Source organism: uncultured Tessaracoccus sp. (assembly GCF_947286155.1).
Taxonomy (GTDB): domain Bacteria; phylum Actinomycetota; class Actinomycetes; order Propionibacteriales; family Propionibacteriaceae; genus Arachnia.
Map to the genome: position 1 here is coordinate 1 of NZ_CAMYPD010000008.1, position 19664 is coordinate 19664.

The 19664-nt window shown below is 64.8% G+C and carries 22 protein-coding genes; 12 read left to right on the forward strand and 10 right to left on the reverse strand.

Going from position 1 to position 19664, the window contains the following annotated elements:
- Window positions 1-345 precede the first annotated feature (345 nt).
- The 5 genes from Q0X68_RS03210 (at window position 346) to Q0X68_RS03230 (ending at window position 4351) form a co-directional block, all read left to right on the forward strand.
- Window positions 346-1377, forward strand: a complete 1032-nt coding sequence (locus tag Q0X68_RS03210; RefSeq protein ID WP_297747475.1) for a TRAP transporter substrate-binding protein — start codon at window positions 346-348, stop codon at window positions 1375-1377.
- Window positions 1374-1934 (forward strand): TRAP transporter small permease, encoded by a 561-nt coding sequence (locus Q0X68_RS03215; protein WP_297747478.1) that lies wholly within the window; start codon window positions 1374-1376, stop codon window positions 1932-1934. Before Q0X68_RS03210 ends, Q0X68_RS03215 begins: the two co-directional genes overlap by 4 nt.
- 1 nt (window position 1935) lies before the next feature.
- Window positions 1936-3243: a TRAP transporter large permease gene (locus tag Q0X68_RS03220; protein ID WP_297739899.1), complete on the forward strand. Its 1308-nt coding sequence runs from the start codon at window positions 1936-1938 to the stop codon at window positions 3241-3243.
- Window positions 3244-3401: 158 nt separating this feature from the next.
- A complete protein-coding gene (locus tag Q0X68_RS03225; protein WP_297747481.1) occupies window positions 3402-3878 on the forward strand; it encodes a hypothetical protein in 477 nt (158 codons plus the stop codon).
- Window positions 3875-4351 (forward strand): hypothetical protein, encoded by a 477-nt coding sequence (locus Q0X68_RS03230; RefSeq protein WP_297747483.1) that lies wholly within the window; start codon window positions 3875-3877, stop codon window positions 4349-4351. The genes Q0X68_RS03225 and Q0X68_RS03230 overlap by 4 nt, the downstream gene beginning before the upstream one ends.
- Window positions 4352-4463: 112 nt before the next feature.
- Here Q0X68_RS03230 and Q0X68_RS03235 read toward each other — a convergent pair whose 3' ends face one another.
- The gene (locus Q0X68_RS03235; protein ID WP_297747486.1) at window positions 4464-7859 is read right to left on the reverse strand and encodes a pyruvate carboxylase; all 3396 of its coding nucleotides are present in this window, start codon (window positions 7857-7859) and stop codon (window positions 4464-4466) included.
- 83 nt (window positions 7860-7942) lie between these two features.
- On the opposite strand from Q0X68_RS03235, the gene Q0X68_RS03240 reads away from it, so the two are divergent.
- Window positions 7943-8431 (forward strand): GyrI-like domain-containing protein, encoded by a 489-nt coding sequence (locus Q0X68_RS03240; protein WP_297747488.1) that lies wholly within the window; start codon window positions 7943-7945, stop codon window positions 8429-8431.
- A gap of 273 nt (window positions 8432-8704) precedes the next feature.
- Here the strand turns inward: Q0X68_RS03240 and Q0X68_RS03245 are convergent, their stop codons facing one another.
- Window positions 8705-10093, reverse strand: coding sequence for an NCS2 family permease (locus Q0X68_RS03245; RefSeq protein WP_297747673.1), 1389 nt, complete (start codon window positions 10091-10093; stop codon window positions 8705-8707).
- A gap of 210 nt (window positions 10094-10303) precedes the next feature.
- Here Q0X68_RS03245 and Q0X68_RS03250 point away from each other — a divergent pair, with 210 nt between their 5' ends.
- Complete coding sequence (locus Q0X68_RS03250) at window positions 10304-10852, forward strand: lipoprotein LpqH (protein WP_297747491.1); 549 nt, start codon at window positions 10304-10306, stop codon at window positions 10850-10852.
- 14 nt (window positions 10853-10866) lie between these two features.
- On the opposite strand, the gene Q0X68_RS03255 is transcribed toward Q0X68_RS03250, so the two are convergent.
- The 3 genes from Q0X68_RS03255 to nagB form a co-directional block, all read right to left on the reverse strand.
- Window positions 10867-11592 carry a DUF3027 domain-containing protein gene (locus Q0X68_RS03255; RefSeq protein ID WP_297747676.1) on the reverse strand — a complete coding sequence of 242 codons (726 nt, stop codon included), beginning with the start codon at window positions 11590-11592 and terminating at the stop codon, window positions 10867-10869.
- Window positions 11593-11653: 61 nt separating this feature from the next.
- A complete protein-coding gene (locus tag Q0X68_RS03260) occupies window positions 11654-12037 on the reverse strand; it encodes a cold-shock protein (protein ID WP_174202232.1) in 384 nt (127 codons plus the stop codon).
- Between the two features lie 49 nt (window positions 12038-12086).
- Window positions 12087-12839 (reverse strand): glucosamine-6-phosphate deaminase, encoded by a 753-nt coding sequence (nagB, locus tag Q0X68_RS03265; RefSeq protein ID WP_297747496.1) that lies wholly within the window; start codon window positions 12837-12839, stop codon window positions 12087-12089.
- A 113-nt stretch (window positions 12840-12952) separates the two neighbouring features.
- Between nagB and Q0X68_RS03270 the strand changes: the two genes are divergently transcribed.
- A complete protein-coding gene (locus Q0X68_RS03270) occupies window positions 12953-13624 on the forward strand; it encodes a hypothetical protein (RefSeq protein ID WP_297747499.1) in 672 nt (223 codons plus the stop codon).
- Window positions 13625-13822: 198 nt separating this feature from the next.
- Here the strand turns inward: Q0X68_RS03270 and Q0X68_RS13100 are convergent, their stop codons facing one another.
- Both Q0X68_RS13100 and Q0X68_RS03275 read right to left on the reverse strand, forming a co-directional pair.
- A complete protein-coding gene (locus tag Q0X68_RS13100) occupies window positions 13823-14230 on the reverse strand; it encodes a PIN domain-containing protein (RefSeq protein WP_366127651.1) in 408 nt (135 codons plus the stop codon).
- A gap of 90 nt (window positions 14231-14320) precedes the next feature.
- Window positions 14321-14575: a type II toxin-antitoxin system Phd/YefM family antitoxin gene (locus Q0X68_RS03275; protein WP_297747502.1), complete on the reverse strand. Its 255-nt coding sequence runs from the start codon at window positions 14573-14575 to the stop codon at window positions 14321-14323.
- Between the two features lie 135 nt (window positions 14576-14710).
- On the opposite strand from Q0X68_RS03275, the gene Q0X68_RS03280 reads away from it, so the two are divergent.
- From Q0X68_RS03280 to Q0X68_RS03295, 4 genes are all read left to right on the forward strand, one after another.
- Window positions 14711-14914, forward strand: a complete 204-nt coding sequence (locus Q0X68_RS03280; protein WP_297747505.1) for a CopG family transcriptional regulator — start codon at window positions 14711-14713, stop codon at window positions 14912-14914.
- Window positions 14911-15294 (forward strand): type II toxin-antitoxin system death-on-curing family toxin, encoded by a 384-nt coding sequence (locus tag Q0X68_RS03285; RefSeq protein WP_297747508.1) that lies wholly within the window; start codon window positions 14911-14913, stop codon window positions 15292-15294. The genes Q0X68_RS03280 and Q0X68_RS03285 overlap by 4 nt, the downstream gene beginning before the upstream one ends.
- 279 nt (window positions 15295-15573) lie before the next feature.
- Entirely contained in the window at window positions 15574-15756 is a 183-nt protein-coding gene (locus Q0X68_RS03290) for a hypothetical protein (protein WP_297747511.1), read from the forward strand.
- Window positions 15757-15865: 109 nt separating this feature from the next.
- Window positions 15866-16273, forward strand: coding sequence for a hypothetical protein (locus tag Q0X68_RS03295; RefSeq protein ID WP_297747513.1), 408 nt, complete (start codon window positions 15866-15868; stop codon window positions 16271-16273).
- 362 nt (window positions 16274-16635) lie between these two features.
- Here Q0X68_RS03295 and Q0X68_RS03300 read toward each other — a convergent pair whose 3' ends face one another.
- The 3 genes from Q0X68_RS03300 to groL all read right to left on the reverse strand — a co-directional run bounded on the left by Q0X68_RS03300 (window position 16636) and on the right by groL (window position 19593).
- The gene (locus Q0X68_RS03300; protein WP_297747516.1) at window positions 16636-17133 is read right to left on the reverse strand and encodes an NUDIX hydrolase; all 498 of its coding nucleotides are present in this window, start codon (window positions 17131-17133) and stop codon (window positions 16636-16638) included.
- Window positions 17120-17842 carry a copper homeostasis protein CutC gene (locus Q0X68_RS03305; RefSeq protein WP_297747518.1) on the reverse strand — a complete coding sequence of 241 codons (723 nt, stop codon included), beginning with the start codon at window positions 17840-17842 and terminating at the stop codon, window positions 17120-17122. The genes Q0X68_RS03300 and Q0X68_RS03305 overlap by 14 nt, the downstream gene beginning before the upstream one ends.
- 122 nt (window positions 17843-17964) lie before the next feature.
- The gene (gene groL, locus Q0X68_RS03310) at window positions 17965-19593 is read right to left on the reverse strand and encodes a chaperonin GroEL (protein ID WP_297747521.1); all 1629 of its coding nucleotides are present in this window, start codon (window positions 19591-19593) and stop codon (window positions 17965-17967) included.
- Window positions 19594-19664 lie beyond the last annotated feature (71 nt).

Consider the following 19664-nt stretch of genomic DNA (forward strand, 5'->3'; position numbering starts at 1 on the left):
TGTTGAGGGGCCAACTCTGGCCGGTGGACGCGTCGAAGCGTTTACAGAGTTGGTAGGTCGACGACGGCTCCGTCGACAGGAGCGCGAGTAACGCGTGTTTCACGGACATGCACTGTCCCCCGTTTCATGACAGCAAGGATGGTTACTTGATAACTAGTTACAGAGTAACCCCTGGCGGTTCAGGCCGTCAAAACGCACCAGCAGCGGCGTTGCTGCGAAGCTCCGGCTCTTCGCGCCCAGCGGCCTTGGCAACAATGGGCAAACCGATGAGAATAAACATCTATCGGTGTTTAATAATGAGGATCGAGGCCTCGCGCCTCCCCAACTACATGGAGAAGGTAGTCAGTGCAGACGAAACTCACACGACGTGCTCTCGCCCGCGGCGCCGCGGGCGGACTGTTATTGGCCGGGCTTACTGGCTGCAGCAAGGGCGTTTCCCGAGGTGCAGGCGACCAGCAAATCTTTCGCCTGGCCCTCAACCAAGCGGAAGACCATCCGAGCTTCATCGCGCTCGATGATTTCGCGAAGCGGCTCGAGAAGAGCAGCGACGGCCGCATGAAGATCGACATCTACGCCAACGAGACTCTCGGCGCCCAAGCTGAAGCACTGCAACTCGTTTCCGACGACATCATTGGCCTGGCGATCGTGTCCGGTACTCAGCTGGAGAACCTCAACGACGACTTCCTGGCCTACAACATGCCGGGAGTGTTCAAAGATGTTGATCACCAGATGAAGGTGATCAACGATCCGAACCTTTCCGGGGAATTGTTCACGTCGCTGGAAAACAGCAGCAACTTCACTGTGTTGGGAGGGTTCACGCAGGGCGCCCGTCACATCTACGCCAACAAGCCCGTGACGAGCCCGTCGGACTTGGCAGGGCTGAAGATTCGAGTCCAGGAATCGGCGCTGCACATGGCCATGATCAAGGCCATGGGTGGTGCCGCTACCCCGATGGCATATGGCGAGGTGTACACCGCGTTGCAGTCGGGCGTGCTGAACGGCGCAGAAAACAACGAGGTTTCATACTTCACCCAAAAGCACTACGAGGTGGCCAAACATTACTCGTACACCAACCATCTCGTCGGCCTCGACTACCTCATCGTCAACACTGCCATGCTGGGCGAACTGACCGACGCCGACCGCTCCTTGTTCATGCAAGAGTGGCAAACGACCTGGCAGTACCACACGAAACTCTGGGGGAAGAAAACCGACGAGGCTACGGCGGAAACGAAGCAGCGCGGCGCTCAGTATCACGAGGTTGACGCCGAGGCGTTCGCACGCGCCCTCGAACCGCTCCAGGCTGAGTTCCTGAAAACCCCGCGGCAGCGAGAACTGTTCGAGCAGTCTGTCGCGGTCGCTGAAGGAGGCAACCAATGATTCCCGTCAAGAAGGGTCTCGATGCTGTCCTGAAGTGGGCGTGCGTAGTGTTGTTCGCAGTGCTCGTGCTCGTCGTCATCTGGCAGGTGGTCACCCGCCTCGCGGGCTCCCCTAGTCCGTGGGCGGAAGAAGGGGCACGTTTCACGTTCGTGTGGCTTGGGTTCATGGCGAGCGCGTTGGTGTTTTCAGAAAAAGGGCACATCGCCGTCGACTTCCTCGTGCGACGCCAAAAGGAAGCCGGACAGAAACGCACCGCAGTACTGGCCCAGGTAGCAGTCATGGCGTTCGCGATACTGGTGCTGATCTGGGGCGGAGTGCGGGCGTCCATCCGCGCCTGGGGGCAGGGACTCTCGTCGCTGCCCGGCACCATGGGCATGATGTACACGGTGATGCCCATCACTGGAGCAATCATCGTGTTCTACGCGTGGTACCAAACCGTCGAGATTGTGCGCGGGGTGGAGCCCCCGTACCAGCTCGACGAGGCAGAACAGCAAGCCCTAGCGCAGATCGAAGAGGCCGAGGCCGAGCAGGCCTCCGTCGAGGACGAGGAGCACTGACATGGATCCCGTAACGCTCGCATCACTCGTGCTCATTGTTGGCATTCTCGCCTGTATCGCGCTGGGCTTCCCGGTGGCAATCTCCATTGGCCTGCCTTCACTGGCTGCCGCAGTGGTGTTTATCGGCTGGGACTCAGCGGTATTCCTCACAGCGCAACGCATGTTCACCGGCATCAACAGCTTCCCGCTCCTAGCCATTCCGCTGTTTGTTCTCGCAGGCGTGTTAATGAACTCTGGCGGTATCGCAAATCGTCTCATCGACGCGGCGAAGGTACTCGTCGGGAAGATGCCGTCATCGATGGCGGCAACCAACGTGGTAGCCAACGGGCTCTTTGGTGCAGTATCCGGCGCCGCGGTGGCTGCGGCTGCTGCCGTCGGCACCGTCACGCAGCCGAGAATGCGGCAAGAAGGCTACAACCGCGCCTACGCGGCGGCAGTCAACGTGGCCTCGGCACCTGCCGGCATGCTCATTCCCCCGTCGAACACATTCATCGTGTACTCCCTCGTGAGCTCAACGTCGGTGGCTGCCTTGTTCATGGCTGGCGTCGGCCCCGGCCTCGTGTGGGTACTGGCGTGTCTCGTGGTGGTGTTCGCGTTGCACCGGCGCTACGGGGCACCCACCAGCGACGAACGGCTCCCGCTCAAGGTTGCACTAGTCACCATCTGGAAGGCCGTCCCGTCGCTACTCATGATCGTCATCGTCGTGGGCGGCATCCTCGCAGGATGGTTCACTCCGACGGAATCCGCCGGCATCGCCGTCGTGTACTGCCTGGTGCTGGGCTTCGCCTACCGACAGCTCGAAGTTCGCAAGCTTCCAGAGGTACTCATCGAGGCGGCCCAAACGACGGCCATCATCACGCTCCTCATTGGCGTGGCTTCCGCGCTGTCGTTCATGATGACCTTCGCCCGAATCCCGGAAGCGGTTTCGGCCGGTCTGCTCGGCCTCACCGACAACCCGCAGATCATCCTCGTCATCATGATGCTCATCCTGCTCGTCGTGGGTACGTTCATGGACCCGACGCCGGCCATCTTGATCTTCACGCCGATCTTCCTGCCGATCGTCACCGAGATGGGTATCGACCCCGTGCATTTCGGCGCCATCATTGTGTACAACCTCTCGGTGGGCGTCATCACCCCGCCGGTAGGCAACGTGCTCTTCATCGGCGCCAGGGTGGCCGGTATGCGCATCGAGCCCGTCGTCGGCAAGCTTCTGTGGTTCCTCCTCGCCATTATCGTGGGCCTGCTCATCGTCGTGTTCGTACCAGCGCTCAGCCTCTGGCTGCCAGGCTCGCTGGGGCTGCTCTCATAGCTCGTCGCGCTCTGGCTTCCATCGAGTTCGAACTCGGAAGCCGGAGCGCAACGAGAGGTTGCCTTGCATGATGGATGGAGGGGGGGATAATCGAGCAGTACTCAAATCCGGATTTGCCGGCTCCAATACCCGATGCCGAGTTCAGTGAGGAACCCGCCATGCAACGCGTGCCTTTCATAGTCTGTGCAGCGGCCTCGCTGCTGTGTGTCACGGCCTGCGCCCCGGCGAAGCCGGTAGTTGACTCCAAACTGAGCCCCGTGGACGGTGTGTCGATGGACGTCTACCTCTTCGACGACGGCCCCCAGGCCACCCGGCACCACATCACCAACCGCACCGACGTCGGCAAGATCATCAGCTACCTCACCCGCTCGAAGGGGAAGCAGGTATCCGAACCCGACGAGCATGCCCACTACGAATCGTTCGTCATCACTCTGACCAACGGCAGCACCGTCGAAGCGCTCCACGCATATCACAACCCGAAGACCAACTGGATATGGACTGAGGCCAGCGGCTGGGTGGATGTGCACTACGGCGGCGAACTCGTCGGACCTGGCACGTTCGTGTCATTGGAAGACACCGGGGACACCGTCGATGTCAGCCAAGTGCCCCTGTCAGAACACCGGAGGGCATCATGAGCCGCAAACAGTGGACGGTGCTCGCCATCGCCGTGGTGGTAGTGAGCGTTGTCGTCGGGGCTGGCGTCGTGGTGTGGCGGCAGCTCATGCCGCGCGAATACAAGACAGCCATCTCCATGTGCCCGGCAGGTGCGACGACCGCCGACCTGGTGATCTACCATCGCTCGGCGCTCGACGGGCACGCAGAGCAAGTCACCAGAAAACAGGTTGATTGCAGCCCAGGGCTGGAGACTAGGGTGGACCGCGGCACCCACCCACGTGAGCCTGTAGACCAGCTCCCGCTGACTATTATCGTCGCCCAAGCTGGCGGTAGAGAGCAGACCACGTGGCTCTACCAGCTACCCGAAGCCGCCGGGTTTTTCGTGCAGCAGAAGGGCGTAGCTGGCTCCCGCGAAGACCGCACCTGGGACATCCCCCTCGACGATCAACCAACGACGGTGGATCCAGCCAGCCTGCCAACCGCACCCCAGTAACCAAACGACCCCGCCCGCAATAAGGAATGCTGGAACCCACCGTGTTTGGTGGGTTCCAGCATTCCTTATTGACGTCCCCCGTGGTGGCGCATGCAGCACAGGGAACGGAGGGTCACTCGATCACGAGCACCAAGTCGCCGCCCGAGAGCGGCGTCGTGCCGTTGATGGCGATGCGCTGCACGGTGCCAGCGATGGGCGCGTTGATGCTCGCTTCCATCTTCATGGCCTCGATCGTCGCGACGGGATGCCCGGCCTCGACGTGGTCCCCCACCGCGACGCTCGCCGTCACCGCACCCGAGAATGGGACGGCGACGTGCCCGGCGACGTTCGGGTCGGCCTTCTCCGCTGCCGGGACCTCGGACTCGACGGACTCGTCGCGCACCCGGATCGGACGCAGCTGGCCGTTCATCGTCGCCATCACCTGACGCTTCGCGCGCTTGTCGGGGGCGCTGATGGATTCGAGCCCCATGAGGAGCTCCACGCCCTTGCCGAGCGGCACGACGTACTCCCCGTCGGGCTCCATGCCGTACAGGAACGGAATCGTCGGGATGACGGAAACGTCGCCGAAATCGCCCCTGAGCTGGTCAAATTCCTTCGCCGGCCCGGGGAAAAGCAGGCGGTTCAACGTCTCCTGCCGCTCGCGCCCAGGCTCGTCCAGGCGCGGTAGATCGTCGGCCGGCACCTCGGTGATGCGCACCGGCTGCTTCCTGCCTTCGAGCGCCTTCGAGCGGAATGGTTCGGGCCAGCCACCCGCCGGCGTGCCGAGCTCACCGTTCAGGAAGCCGATCACGGAATCGGAGATGTCGAAGCGCTGCGGGTCGGCCTCAAACTCCTCGGGGTCAGCACCGACGGCAACCAGATGCAACGCGAGATCTCCCACCACCTTCGACGACGGCGTCACCTTCGTCGGGCGGCCAAGAATGTGGTTGGCAGCGGTGTACATGTCCTCGACGGCCTCGAAGCGGTCGCCGAGCCCGAGAGCGATGGCCTGCTGACGCAGGTTGGAGAGCTGCCCGCCGGGGATTTCGTGGTCGTAGACGCGCCCTGTCGGCGCCGGCAGCCCCGACTCGAACGGCTGGTAGAGCTTCCGCACGGCCTCCCAGTATGGCTCGAGGTCGAGCACCGCCTGGGGGTCGAGGTCGGGCGCGCGGTCGGTGCCGTCCAGCGCCGCCAGCAGGGCGGACATCGGCGGCTGCGACGTCGTCGAGCTCAGTGCCGAGTTAGCGACGTCGACGGCATCCACCCCAGCCTCGATAGCCGCAACGAGCGTGGCCACCTGGCCACCCGTCGTGTCGTGGGTGTGCAGATGCACGGGCAGGTCGAAGCGCTCACGCAGCGCCCTGACAAGGCGCCTCGCCGCCTCGGGGCGCAGCAGGCCGGCCATGTCCTTGATGGCCAAGATGTGCGCGCCTGCCTCGACGATCTCCTCCGCCAGGCGCAGGTAGTGGTCGAGCGTGTAGGTGGTTTCCGCCGGGTCCAGCAGGTTCGAGGTGTAACACAGCGCCACCTCGGCGACCGACGACGTGCCCAGCACCGCGTCGATCGCCGGGCGCATCTGATCGACGTCGTTGAGCGCGTCAAAGATGCGGAACACGTCGATGCCGACGCTGGCGGCCTCGTCGACGAACGCCGCGGTGACCTTCGTCGGATACGGGGTGTAGCCGACGGTGTTGCGCCCACGCAGCAGCATCTGCAGGTTCTGGTTCGGCATGGCTTCGCGCAGCTTCGCCAGCCGCTCCCACGGGTCTTCGCCAAGGAAGCGCAAGGCGACGTCGTAGGTGGCCCCGCCCCAGCACTCCACAGACAGCATCTGCGGCAACAAGCGCGCCTGGTGAGGAGCGACGGCGAGCAGGTCGCGGGTGCGAACGCGCGTCGCAAGCAGCGACTGGTGGGCGTCGCGGTACGTCGTGTCCGTGACGCCGACGGTCTTCGACGCGCGCAGTTCGCGAGCAAAGCCTGCAGGGCCGAGCTCCAGCAGGCGCTGGCGGGCGCCGTCGGGAATGGGGGCGGAGGTGTCGAGCTTCGGCAACTTGTGCGATGGGTCCAGATGCGTGGGGGCCTCACCGTAGGGACGGTTCACCGTCTTGTCCGCCACCCAGCGCAACAGTTTCGTGGCGCGGTCTGCGGGGGTGCGGGAGGTCAACAGGTAGGGGCGATCGTCGATAAACGACGTGGTCATACCCGGTTTTGCGAAGTCCGGGTCGTCGAGGAGTGCTCGCAGGAACGCAATATTCGTGGCGACGCCGCGCACGCGGAACTCGGCCAGCGCCCGGCGGGCGCGCGCCAGGGCCATGTCGAGGTCGCGGCCGCGCGCGGTGAGCTTCACCAGCAGCGAGTCGAAGTGCGGTGAGATCTCCACGCCGGTGCCGGTGGTGCCACCGTCGAGGCGGATGCCCGAGCCGTTCGCCGAACGGTACGCCGTGATGAGGCCGGTGTCGGGGCGGAACGAGTTCGACGGGTCTTCCGTCGTGATGCGGCACTGCAGCGCTGCGCCGCGGATCTGCAATTCCTCTTGGCGAATACCGATCTGTTCGAGGGTTTCCCCATTCGCCACGCGCATCTGCGCCTGGACGAGGTCGACGTCGGTGATTTCTTCGGTAACCGTGTGCTCCACCTGGATGCGCGGGTTCATCTCGATGAACACGTGCTGCCCGGAGCGCGGGCCCTCCGTTTCGACGAGGAACTCGACGGTGCCGGCGCACGAATAGTTGATGGCCTTCGCGAACTTCACGGCGTCGGACGTGAGGGCCTCGCGCTGCTCGTCGGTGATGAACGGTGCGGGCGCCAGCTCCACCACCTTCTGGTGGCGGCGCTGCACCGAGCAGTCGCGCTCGAAGAGGTGCACGATGTTCCCGTGTTCGTCGCCGAGGATCTGCACCTCGATGTGGCGCGGCCCCTGCACGGCCTGCTCGACGAACACCGTCGGATCACCGAATGCACCGTCGGCTTCACGCATGGCGGCGCCGAGCTCGTCGCGGAACTTCGTCGGATCATCGACGCGACGCATACCGCGCCCGCCACCACCGGAGACCGCCTTGATGAAGACGGGGAAGCCGATGTCATTCGCAGCGGCCTCAAGCTCGTCGATGTCGGTGCTGGGCTTCGACGACTGCAGCGTCGGCACCCCCGCCTTGCGGGCGGCATCGACGGCGCGCACCTTGTTGCCGGCCATTTCGAGGACGTGCGGGGCCGGGCCAATGAATTTGATGCCGTTGTCAGCGCAGGCTTGCGCGAGCTCGGGGTTCTCCGACAGGAAGCCGTAACCGGGGTAGATCGCATCCGCATCCGACTCCTTCGCGACCCGGATGAGCTCGTCGATGTCGAGGTAGGCCCGAACGGGGTGACCCTCCTCGCCAATCAGATACGACTCGTCGGCCTTCACCCGGTGGTCTGCATTGCGATCCTCATGAGGGAACACCGCAACGGTGTGCATTCCGAGTTCGTAGGCGGCACGAAAGGCGCGCACAGCAATTTCGCCACGGTTGGCAACCAATACCTTGCTCAGCATGGTTGACAGCGTACAAGCCCGACGGGGATCGTCGCCCTTCCTGTCCGCCGGCCGAGGCCCTGAACACCCGGTAGTGTGCGGGTATGAGCATGACCGATCCCGAGATCATCGAATTCCTAGGGACGCCAACAGTGGTTGTCCGCGGCGACAACATTCCCGTCGAGGACCTTGCCAATTTCATGGACGAGAGCTTCACGGCTCTCGGCAAGGCGATCCGCGAGCGTCGATTCGTGCCGAACGGCCCTGGCTTCAGCAGGTACGACACGCGGCTCATGGAGACAACCACCGTTGAGGTGGGGTTCCCCGTCGAGGAGGCGTGGGGCGAAGTGATCAAAATCGGCGAGGTGCTCATCCAGGGTTCCGAGCTGCCCGCCGGCAGCACCGCCGTTGCCAAGTTCAAGGGCGGTTTTGAGGACATCGGCGATGCTTGGCAAGAGATGCAGCAGCGGCTGGCCGAACGCGGCTACGAAACCAGCCGCCCGTTTTGGGAGTACTACGACGTGCCTCCCGCGCCCGGACGCGAGGAACGCCACTACCTGACGCGGCTAGCGGCACCCGTCAAGCGCCAGTGACCCACAAAATCTGACCGTTATCCTCCACGAGAAGCTTGTAACCCCCTTGTTTTGGGGATTTTTTGCAGGCGTGGAGGATAACGGTCAGATTTGTGTGTATCGGCCTCGGCGTGAGCCGCCGCGCTGGGCTGGCGGCCGGGCATAGCTGTCCGCCGAAGCAGCCAGCCGAACCCGGCGGTGTTTGACCGTTATCCTCCACACCTGACGATTTCTCGCGAAATCGGGGGTCGCGATGCTTCTCGTGGAGGATAACGGTCACTTGTTCGAGTAGCCCTAGCCTCCGATCAGGTCCAAGATCGGGCCTTGTACGAAGTAGATGATGAACATCGCTGCCACCACGTACATGAGCGAGTGCACCTGCTTCGCCTTCCCCATCACGACGTTCAGGAACACGTAGGCGAGGAAGCCAACGCCGATGCCCGTTGCGATCGAGTACGAGAACGGCATGAAGATGATGGTGAAGAACGCGGGGATGCCGAGCTCAGGCTTCGTCCAGTCGACTTCCACCACCTGCGAGATCATCAGGAACCCGACGAAGGCCAGCGCCGGAGACGCCGCTTCGGAGGGCACCATGTTGATGATGGGCGCGAGGAACATCGAGGCGATGAACGCCAGCCCCGTCACCACCGACGCGAAACCAGTGCGCGCACCTTCACCCACACCGGTGGTGGACTCCACGAAACAGGTATTCGACGACACCGAGCCAAGACCACCAGCAATCGCGCCGAACGAGTCAACGAGCAGAATCTCCGTGGGGCGCTCGGGCATGCCGTTCTCGTCGAGCAAGTCGCCCTCAGATCCCACAGCCACGACGGTGCCCATGGTGTCGAAGAAGTCCGCCAGCAGCAGCGAGAAGACGAGCACCACGAGCGACAGCGTGCGCGTGAGCGAGAACTCGCCGTTGGGGAAGAATGCGCCGATCATGTCGACGTTGCCCAGCAGCGAGAGGTCGGGCAGCTGGAAGTCGCTGAGCTTCGGCACGTTGAGCGACCACCCCGTCGGGTTGGCGCCGTCGGGGCCTTGCGGGCCCACCTTGGCGAGGGTTTCGATGATGATGGCGAGCACCGTCGAGGCGAGGATCGAGATCAGGATGGAGCCCTTCACCTTGCGGGCGTGCAGTCCGATCAGGAGGAAGAATCCGAAGAGGAAGACGAACACCGGCCAGCCCACGAGCGACCCGTCGATGCCGAGCGATACGACGGTGCCCCCGCCGGGCCGCACCACGCCAGCGTTGATGAGGCCGACGAAGGCGATGAACAAACCGATGCCGACGGAGATCGCGCTGCGCAGCGCCGGGGGTACGGCCTTGAACACCGCCGTGCGGAAGCCCGTGAGCACCAGCACTCCGATGAGGATGCCTTCCCACACCACGAGGCCCATGGCCTGACCCCAGGTCATTTGGGGAACGAGCGTGTAGGCGACGAGCGCGTTAAGGCCGAGGCCGGCGGCGAGGCCGATCGGGAAGCGCCCGATGACGCCCATGAGGATGGTGAGGACGCCGGCGATGAGTGCTGTCGCAGCTGCCACCATGCCGATGGACGTGGAGACGGCGGCGGCGTCGACCTCACCGTTCACCATGCGCGGCGCACCCGAGATGAGGTTGCCGTTGATGTCGGCGGAGGTGCCGAGGATGAGGGGGTTGAGCGCGATGATGTAGGCCATCGCGAAGAATGTCACGAGCCCGCCGCGCACCTCGCGCCCCACCGTCGATCCACGACGAGTGATGCCGAAGAAGCGGTCGAGGCTCGACTGTTCGGGGGATGTTTCAGCAACAGGAGAGTTCGTAACCACGGAGGGCATGGTATCGCTATGGGCCCGGACAAGCACTTCTGGGTGCTCATTCCTGCGCCCCAAGCCGGTACAGTTGCCCTCATGCATTCCTCGAGGTGGCGCAGGCACGGGGCGGCTGCGGCGGCGTGTGCCGTCGCGCTGGCGCTCGGCGCCTGCTCCGACGGGCAATCTCCCTCGTCGCCTGGCTCCACCACACCGCACCCTGCGCAGCCCCCGTCGCCTGCCCAGCCGGCGACGCCGTCGGAGGCACCGTCGCCGACGCCGTCTCCTTCCGACGAGCCTGCTCCTACACCGTCGCGAACGGCGAGCTTCGGCGGGACGCTACGTCTGACCCTCGGCGAGGTGTCCGGGGAATATGCGGACGTGGTGTGCGAGACGTCCACCGGCCTCGACGTGGCCGCGGCGGCGGGTTCGCTCGAGGGCGTGCAGTTCACCGTGGATGCTTCCGGGGAAGTGACCGGCCTTGTCATCACGCTGCCCGACGGGGTCACCGCCTTGGTGGGCGAGAACGTCGGACGGGCCACCTTCACCGGCGACAAGCGACGCTTCACCGTGCGGGGCGAAGCGGTGACAGCCGCTGACGGAAAGACGAAGCCGCTCGCCTTCAACATCGAGGGCAGCTGCGCGTAGCCGCGCAGCGTGGGCTAGTCGAAGAGCATGGTGTCGACGCCGATGGTGTCGTACATCGGCGCGGGCAGCTCTCGGGCTCGCGAGCCTTCGACGACGTCGGAGTGTCCGCCGCAGCCGTGGTCAAGGTGCACCACCTTGGCATCCGACGGGGAGTATGCGTTGGCGCACGCACCGAACAGTGTGCCCAATGAGCCGCGAAGCGGCACGAAATACCCACAGGTGCCACAGTTGGCGGGCGCTTCGCGGGAGCCTTCGTCGGAGGGCCCGGGTGCCCCGCGCAGCCACCGTTCGGCGGCTTGGTCGCGGCCTTCGAGTGACAGCACGCGCTCGCGGCCCAGCCCGAGTTCGGCCACCGTCGTGCGCAGCTGCACCCACTCGTTGGGGTCGGCGTCGGCGGGGAGGTCCGTCGCGGCGAAGCCGGGTTCGAGGCGCGGGTCGTTGTCGGGGGTTGCCATGAGCAGGCCGGGCGCGATGTCGCCGGGCTCGATGCGATCCTCCCACGGCACCCACTCGGGCGCGACGAGGGCGCCTTCTTGCGGGCTCAGCGACACCTCGTTGACGGTCGCCTTCTTCGCACGCGAGGCGCGCACGAGCGTCACGGCCCACACCCAGTTGGGGTATCCGGCGAGCTCGCAGGCGAACGTGTGCGTGGCGATGCGGTCGCCCACCTCGGCTTTCACTCCGAGGTGTTCTCCGACGGCGTCCGCGCCGGAGACTTCCTCCGCGGCCACGCGTGCCATGTCGACCGCGTCCGCGACGATTTGGTCGAGCTTCGGTGCGCGAGTTTTCGCAGCTGCCAAGTTACTTCTCCAGTTCTTCAGCGACGCGGCGCAGCACCTGCGCGGCCTTCGTCGCCATCTTCGGGTCAGGGTGGCGGTTCGCGCGGTACCCGTTGCCGAGCCCGTCGAGCATCTGGATCAGATCTTCGACGATCACCGCCATCTCCTGCGGTTTCTTGCGCGATGCCTTCGACAGCGACGGCGGCTGGTCGATCACGGTGACGTTGAGCGCCTGCTCGCCGCGACGGCCGTCGATGACACCGAAATCTACTCGCTGGCCGCTATGCAGCGCGGCAACACCGTCGGCGAGCGCAGTGGAGCGCACGTACACGTCGCCACCGCCGTCTTTAGTAATGAATCCGAAGCCCTTCTCCGCGTCGAAGAAGCGCACCTTTCCGGTAGGCACGTCGAACCCCACTTTCCTACGATGTTCGACCTCCCAGTCTACCGAGCACTCAGAGAGACTGGAAATGTTCCTTGTAGCGCAGCTTCGAGGCTGCCTTTTCGTCCACGACGACGATCGCGTCGGGGTGGAATTGGAGCAGCGACGCAGGGCAGACCTGGCTGACGGGGCCCTCGACCATCGCGGCGATGGCGTCGGCTTTGCCTTCACCTTGAGCGATCAGCACTGCGCGGCGGGAGCGCATGATGGTCGCGGGGCCTTGCGTGACCGCGTGGGTGGGCACTTCGTCGATGGAGTCGAAGAATCGAGCGTTGTCAGCGCGGGTTTGCTGCGTGAGTGGGACGACGTGGGTCGTGGCCGCGAACGAGGTGAACGGCTCGTTGAAACCGATGTGGCCGTTGGCGCCGATGCCGAGCACCTGCACGTCGATGCCGCCGGCTGCTTCGATGTCGGCGTCGTACTGGGCCGCGGCGGCGTCCATGCCATCGGCGAGACCGTCGGGGACGTGCACGTTCTCGAGCTGCATCCCGAGCGGCTCGGTGACAGTGCGCTGGATGACCGCGTGGTAGCTCTCGGGGTGATCGTGCGGGATACCGACGTACTCGTCGAGCGCGAAGCCCTGGACGGCGGAGAGCTTGAGGCCGTCTTCGCGCGCCATGCGCGCGAGCTCGGCGTAGAGGCCCAGCGGCGAACTACCGGTGGCTAGGCCAAGCACCGGATTCTGCGATGCGCGCAGCGCCTCCGCGACGAACCTGGCCGACACGTTCCCAACTTGAAGGGCGTCTGGGCAGATGACTACTTGCACGGTACTCCTGACTCTCTATCTAGCCCCTAGCCTAGGCCGAACACCCAGGCGAGGTCGACGAGGCGTCGACTTGCGGCACTGGCGCAGCGCCGAGTGCCCCGTAGAATAGGTGCATGGCCAGCTGGAAAGACGGAGCGGCGTACGCCCCCATCGAACGCCCCGACGGTTTTGCCACGCCCCATGCCAGCCCGCTCAGCGTGGCCGAGCCGCCCGAGCAGGCGACGCCCGGGGCTGTGCCGCGACCTGCTACCATCCAGCCTGTACCGGTTCCGCCCCTCGACGGTGCTGTGCGGGCCGCGAAACCGTCCCGCGATCCTCAGACGCCGTTCGCCGTGCAATCCGCATTGATGACCTCCGTGCCGATGCTCAGCGACGGCAACCGCGACCCAATGGCACCGTACGCCGTCACGACGGCCGCCCCAGTGTCGGTGCCCGACGCGCCTCCCCCACCGCCGCCTCATGCCGTCCCGCTGCCCCTGTCGCCAGCGCAAGGATCGACGTCGCAGGGGTCGGCGAACATCCTGCTGTGGTTATGCGCGGGGATGTGTCTCGTCGGGGTACTGCTGCCCGCGGGCGCGCCGATTCTCATGGTGCTGGCGGGTGTGCTGAGCGTGTTGCGCGTTGAGACCGCAAACAAATTGGGTGGCGCGGTCGTCGGGTTGGGTGCGACGCTGCTCGCCATCCAGCTGCTGTTGCCACTGGCGGATGTCTCCCCGCTGTCTCGCCTCGCGGGGCTCGGCTTCGGCATCGGTTTTGGCGTACTCGCCACGCACAAGTCCGCCTGATCAGCGACTGGATCCTGGCCGATGGTTGAGCCGCCCGCGGAGCGGGCGCGTCGAAACCACGTCCGTACCCGATGGTTGAGTAGCGCCGAAGGCGCGTATCGAAACCATCCTCACGACCGCGATCTAACCCAATATCCACACGCGTTTGCTACAGAGGGCGGTTTCGCCTTGTTTTGGGAAACCCGTGTGGATATTGGGTTAGCTCCGTCGCCTCCTCGATGGCCGGGCGCGGCGCGCCCGCCCCAGATGGTTGAGCTGGCCCGAAGGGCCGAGTCGAAACCATCGCCGGCAGGCATCACAGACCGAGCACAGGAACGATGCCTCCAGACCGACAAAAGCGTCGGGATTCCGGGTGATGAGCAACATGCCTTCGGCCGCCGCGACGGCTGCGATCAGCAGATCGGCCAACCGTCGACGCGGGTGACGACTCCGCGCGCGAGCAGCGGCATACACGTGACCGTAGGCGCGAGCCGCGGAAACCCCGAACGGGATTGGTTCAAAGGTCGCTTCGACGCGTTGAAGCCTGTCTTGTCGACGTGCCCGCTCGAGAGGATCGGCGGTAGCTGCAGGCCCGGCCGTCAGTTCAGCCAGGGTGACCGAGCAGATAGCGAGCTTTCCCGGAAGCTTCCCTGGCTAAGCAGTATCGAAAGGTCGATGACTGCAGAGGTGTCGAGCAACGCGGTCGGATGCTCCGCCTCACGCCCGCGGCTCAGCATCCTGAATCACGGCGCCATCGATGTCCTGCATGAACGCATCGCTGTCGATACTGGGGGACCCTGCAAAGTTTCGCTCTACGATGCTGAGATCCACAACCCTCGCACGGTGCAGAGGAACGACCTCGGCCACCGGGCGTTCGTGACGAGTAACCACGAATGACTGGCCTTCGTCGACAGCGCGCAGAATCCGCGCACTGTCATTGCGCAGTTCCCGCTGACTGATGCTCTGGGCCATGCGCCCCACGTAGCACGCAGTGCTACATCACTTTACGGGTGATTGAACGCCGTCCTGACCCAGGTGGTTGAGTAGCGAGCGAAGCTCGCGTATCGAAACCACACCCGTCTGGTATCACGTTGGTATCATCACGTTATGGCGATGACACTTCGACTGACGGAATCCGACGAGCAGGCGCTGACTGCGCTCGCGGAGGCCGACGGGGTCAGCAAACAGGAAGCCACGGTCCGAGCGATTCGCGAGGCTGCTGCGCGTCGCGGACACCAGGCACACGTCGCAAAGGCTTCCGCTCGCGTCCGCACTCGATACGCCCAAGTCATCGAGCGTCTCGGACAGTGATCACCTATCTGACCACCGAGGACCTGCTGGCGCTCACGGCAGACCTCGGCGTCGGCCCGGTCCGAGACCTGGGCTTGATCGAGGCCGCTGCCCACCGACCGGCCGCCTCGCTCTGGGGCGACGACGCCTACGCGTCGCTGGAGCTCAAGGCCGCTGCGCTCTTGGACTCGCTCGTCAACAATCATCCGCTGGTGGACGGCAACAAGCGTCTCGGGTGGCTGGCGGCTCTGGTGTTTCTCGATCTGAACGGAGTCTGGATCGAGGCTCCAGACGACGACGCGTACGACCTTGTCATTGAGGTCGCGAGCGGTCACGTGGAGCTGGCTCGCATTGCCGACGCGTTCGCCAGCTGGTCTCGGACGTCACCGGCTAGCGAATGAGGAACCATCCACATCAGGCCCGACGACCCGATCTCCCCGTAGCGTGAAAAACACAGAGGGAGATCCCGATGACTCAACAGCCACCGAACGACCCATACCGCAACTCTGTTCCACCACCGCAGCAACCACACTGGCCACCACAGGCTCCGCCCGGGCAGCCGTTCCCACAGGCGGGGCAACAGCCGCACCCACCCTCAGCAGCCCCCATACCCTCAGCAGCCCGGCCCCTGGCAGGAACTCCGGCAACCCGGCATTGTCTCCGGCGCGGTCAAAGACGGCATGAAGAGCTGGGCAAAGGAGAAACTCATCACCTACGGCATCATGGCGGCGATTGTGCTCCTCGTTGCTGGGCCCGTATTCCTATGGTCGATGTTCGGTCGCAGCAGCGGAGGCCCGGCATCGAGCACTACTCGCGACGACGCGCCCGCCGCGACGAGCGCCGCCACCCCCTGGCGAATCTAAGAGAGGCGAGGACTCCTCCTCGGATCAACCCGCAGACGCCGGCGTCCTGCAGTTCACACTCCCGGATGGATGGAGGACGGAGAAGAACGAGGCGAGCGAATCCGACATCTTGGAGTATCAGGTCAGCCAGGGCGACACGTGGACCATCCTGTTGGCCGGATGCAAGCCTGTCGAGCAGGACATGACGCTTTCCGAGCGCTGCGAAGACGCTATCGAGTTCGAGGCATCCGGAGAGCAGAGCAACGTCGGGCCTGTTTCAATCAGTCAGTCTGGCGACGATGCGGTCAAGTGTGCAGTCTCCGTGAACGACGCCGTGACGGGCGGGCAGGAGGCCGTTGTCACGTATTACTTCCTGCAGCAGCCGGGTGAGGATCGCTACATCGAGATGCGGCTCAGCGGCCCTACCCCGACGAACGACCTCGACATCAGCCCAGCGGACGTCAGGAAGACCCGCGACGAAGGACTCAAGATCGTCCGCGGCACCGCCTCCGCGGCTGGGTTTGATATCAATCGCTAGCGTCCGATCCCGCACCTCGGTACGCCCACTCCATGGGCTACTCGACGACCGGGAGACCGAACGGATGATCAGCCGCCGCCGAAGGCGGCGAGTCGAAGTCATCCTGCACAAAAACTGCAAAACTCGCCAACAGTCGCAACGCTCTCCGCTCACGCAAGCGTGAGGCACTCAACTAATGGCAAGTTTTGCAGTTTTCTCAGCCGACCCCCTCATCTCGATACGGCGACTACGTCGCCTACTCGATGGCCGGTTGTCCGCCGCCCCGGAGGTTGAGTAGCCCCCGGAGGGCGCGTATCGAAACCTCGCTGCGTCTCGATACGGCGACTACGTCGCCTACTCGACGGTCGGGGGAAGGCACGGGCCTACTCGACGACCGGAACCGTCGATTCCTCGACCTGCCCGAGCTGCATCGGCCCGCCGCCCTCCCACGCGAGCAACTCGCCGAGGCGCGAGGGCCACACGACCTCAGGGAGCGCACCCAGACAAAACCATGCCTGGCGCTGCATGCGCTGGCGTTCCGTCGGCGTGAGCCCCGCAGGGTCTGGCTCGAAGCGCTCAACGTCGACACGAAAGAACGTCTCGTGCTGAATCAGGATGCGGTCGGAGTAGCCGTGGTGCACCTCGCGCTCAGCCACCGGGCCGCGCAGCTCCGACGCCGCCACCTCAAGGCCCGTTTCCTCCCACAGCTCACGCACCGCCGCCTCTCGCAGCGACTCCCCATCGTCCACACCACCGCCCGGGGTCACCCACCACCTGGACCCTGCGACGCCGGGATCAGAATCTTCCTGCAGCAGCACCTCGTCGCCCGCCACCACGAGGACGCGGGTGGCACGTCGGCGCTTCACCCTACGCGTCGGCATCGGCTCGGCGCTCCCGCTCGCGAGCGGTTTCGTCGTCGATGAGTTCCCGCCACGACGCCACCAGCTCGGCGTCCACGTACGCCTTCCAAGAACCGCCCGGCCTGGCCGGCGAACCAATGTGGAACGCCCGCACGCCAGCGCGCACCAGCCAGGGCACATGCTCGGGCCGCAACCCGCCGCCGGCCATGATGAGCGATGCCAGTTGCGGGTCCTTTGCCACCGCGACGAGATCGTTCAGCCCGTGTTCCACGCCGCGCACCGAACCGGCCGTCAGCACATTCGTCACCTCGCCGGGAAGCTCCTTCACCGCTTGCCAGGCGCGGCGCTGATCCAAACAGTGATCAATGGCCCGGTGGAACGTGTACGGCACACCCGACTCCCCCATGAGCTCCGCCATGACGCCCAAGTCGATCTGATTGGCGCCATTTAAGAACCCGACAACCACACCATCGGCCCCGGCATCCATATACGCCGACGCCAGCCCCCTCATCCTGGTGATCTCGCCGCCGTCGGTGCTGAACCCCGCACGCAGCCGCAGCATGGGGCGGATTTGAATCGACGTGACCAGTCGCGCTTTCTCGACCAGGTCAGGCTCGGGCGAGAGCCCGTCGTCATCCATGGTGCCGACGAGCTCGATGCGGTCGGCACCCCCTTGCTCAGCACCGCGCGCGTCGCCGGCATGCAGTGCAATCACTTCCAGCAATGCCATGTCCCCTAGTCTGCCCCAGCAGACCCTCTAGCGACGGCAACTCGTCGATGAACCTCGGATAGGCGACGAGGGCGGCCCCGCAATTGGGACCGCCCTCGCTGCTGTTCAAGGGTGAACAGGCGTCACATCATGCCGCCCATGCCGCCCATCTCATCCATGCCGGGCGCGCCAGCCGGAGCCTTCTCAGGCTTGTCGGCGATAACGGCCTCGGTGGTGAGGAACAGGCCGGCGATCGACGCGGCGTTCTGCAGCGCCGAGCGGGTGACCTTGGCCGGGTCGATGATGCCGGAGGCAACCATGTCGACGTACTCGCCGGTGGCCGCGTTCAGGCCCTGTCCGGCATCGAGACCGGCAACCTTCTCCGCAATAACGCCACCCTCGAGGCCAGCGTTGTGTGCGATCTGACGCAGCGGAGCCTTCGCGGCGGCGAAGACGATCTGCGCGCCGGTGAGCTCGTCGCCGGAGAGCCCGTCGACGGAAGCCTTCGCGGAAGCCTGCAGCAGCGCGACGCCACCACCAGGCACGATGCCCTCTTCGACGGCAGCCTTCGCGTTGCGGACGGCGTCCTCAATGCGGTGCTTGCGCTCCTTCAGCTCCACCTCAGTAGCGGCGCCAACCTTCACGACGGCGACACCGCCGGCCAGCTTGGCGAGACGCTCCTGCAGCTTCTCGCGGTCGTACTCGGAGTCGGAGTTCTCGATCTCCTTGCGGATCTGAGCGACGCGACCCTCGAGCTGCGCCTGGTCGCCAGCACCGTCGACGATGGTGCACTCGTCCTTGGTGACCAGCACGGAGCGGGCCTTGCCGAGGAGGTCGAGCGTGGTGGCTTCGAGCGAGAGGCCGACCTCTTCGGAGATGACCTGACCGCCGGTGAGGATGGCGATGTCGGTGAGCATGGCCTTGCGGCGATCGCCGAAGCCGGGAGCCTTCACGGCCACGGACTTGAAGGTGCCGCGGATCTTGTTGACGATCAGACCGGCGAGCGCCTCGCCCTCCACGTCCTCAGCGATGACCAGCAGCGGCTTGCCCGACTGCATGACCTTCTCGAGCACGGGAAGGAGATCCTTCAGCGAGGAGATCTTGGAGTTCGCGATGAGGATGTACGGATCCTCGAGGGTGGCTTCCATGCGCTCGGTGTCGGTGACGAAGTACGGGGAGATGTAGCCCTTGTCGAAGCGCATACCCTCGGTGAGCTCGAGGTCGAGGCCGAAGGTGTTGGACTCCTCGACGGTAATCACACCTTCCTTGCCGACTTTGTCCATCGCCTCAGCGATGATCTCGCCGACGGAGGTGTCACCAGCCGAGATCGACGCGGTGGCAGCGATCTGCTCCTTGGTTTCGATGTCGGTGGACATCTCGCCAAGCTGCTCGACGATAGCCGCTACAGCCGCGTCGATGCCCTTGCGCAGCGCCAGGGGGTTGGCCCCGGCGTTCACGTTGCGCAGGCCCTCGCGCACCATCGCCTGAGCCAGCACGGTGGCGGTGGTGGTGCCGTCGCCGGCGACGTCGTCGGTCTTCTTGGCGACTTCCTTGACGAGCTCAGCGCCGATCTTCTCGTACGGATCCTCGAGCTCGATCTCCTTGGCGATGGACACGCCGTCGTTGGTGATGGTGGGGGCTCCCCACTGCTTTTCCAGCACGACGTTGCGACCCTTGGGGCCGAGCGTCACGCGGACGGCGTCGGCAAGGGTGTTCATGCCGCGCTCGAGGCCGCGGCGGGCCTCGTCATCAAATTCAATAAGCTTTGCCATGGTGGAACGAAAATCCTCCCATATGTGGGGCCTTCGCCCCTGATGTTCAGGTGTCGGATCGGTGCCAGGTG

What these genes read in the sequence shown, in the direction of transcription:
- Q0X68_RS03215 (WP_297747478.1), top strand. Translation starts at nt 1,374, where the DNA reads ATGATTCCCGTCAAGAAGGGTCTCGATGCTGTCCTGAAGTGGGCGTGC.
- Q0X68_RS03220 (WP_297739899.1), top strand. Translation starts at nt 1,936, where the DNA reads ATGGATCCCGTAACGCTCGCATCACTCGTGCTCATTGTTGGCATTCTC.
- Q0X68_RS03225 (WP_297747481.1), top strand. Translation starts at nt 3,402, where the DNA reads ATGCAACGCGTGCCTTTCATAGTCTGTGCAGCGGCCTCGCTGCTGTGT.
- Q0X68_RS03230 (WP_297747483.1), top strand. Translation starts at nt 3,875, where the DNA reads ATGAGCCGCAAACAGTGGACGGTGCTCGCCATCGCCGTGGTGGTAGTG.
- Q0X68_RS03235 (WP_297747486.1), bottom strand. Translation starts at nt 7,859, where the DNA reads ATGCTGAGCAAGGTATTGGTTGCCAACCGTGGCGAAATTGCTGTGCGC.
- Q0X68_RS03240 (WP_297747488.1), top strand. Translation starts at nt 7,943, where the DNA reads ATGAGCATGACCGATCCCGAGATCATCGAATTCCTAGGGACGCCAACA.
- Q0X68_RS03245 (WP_297747673.1), bottom strand. Translation starts at nt 10,093, where the DNA reads ATGGCCTACATCATCGCGCTCAACCCCCTCATCCTCGGCACCTCCGCC.
- Q0X68_RS03250 (WP_297747491.1), top strand. Translation starts at nt 10,304, where the DNA reads ATGCATTCCTCGAGGTGGCGCAGGCACGGGGCGGCTGCGGCGGCGTGT.
- Q0X68_RS03255 (WP_297747676.1), bottom strand. Translation starts at nt 11,592, where the DNA reads ATGGCACGCGTGGCCGCGGAGGAAGTCTCCGGCGCGGACGCCGTCGGA.
- Q0X68_RS03270 (WP_297747499.1), top strand. Translation starts at nt 12,953, where the DNA reads ATGGCCAGCTGGAAAGACGGAGCGGCGTACGCCCCCATCGAACGCCCC.
- Q0X68_RS03275 (WP_297747502.1), bottom strand. Translation starts at nt 14,575, where the DNA reads ATGGCCCAGAGCATCAGTCAGCGGGAACTGCGCAATGACAGTGCGCGG.
- Q0X68_RS03280 (WP_297747505.1), top strand. Translation starts at nt 14,711, where the DNA reads ATGGCGATGACACTTCGACTGACGGAATCCGACGAGCAGGCGCTGACT.
- Q0X68_RS03290 (WP_297747511.1), top strand. Translation starts at nt 15,574, where the DNA reads ATGAAGAGCTGGGCAAAGGAGAAACTCATCACCTACGGCATCATGGCG.
- Q0X68_RS03300 (WP_297747516.1), bottom strand. Translation starts at nt 17,133, where the DNA reads ATGCCGACGCGTAGGGTGAAGCGCCGACGTGCCACCCGCGTCCTCGTG.
- Q0X68_RS03305 (WP_297747518.1), bottom strand. Translation starts at nt 17,842, where the DNA reads ATGGCATTGCTGGAAGTGATTGCACTGCATGCCGGCGACGCGCGCGGT.
- groL (WP_297747521.1), bottom strand. Translation starts at nt 19,593, where the DNA reads ATGGCAAAGCTTATTGAATTTGATGACGAGGCCCGCCGCGGCCTCGAG.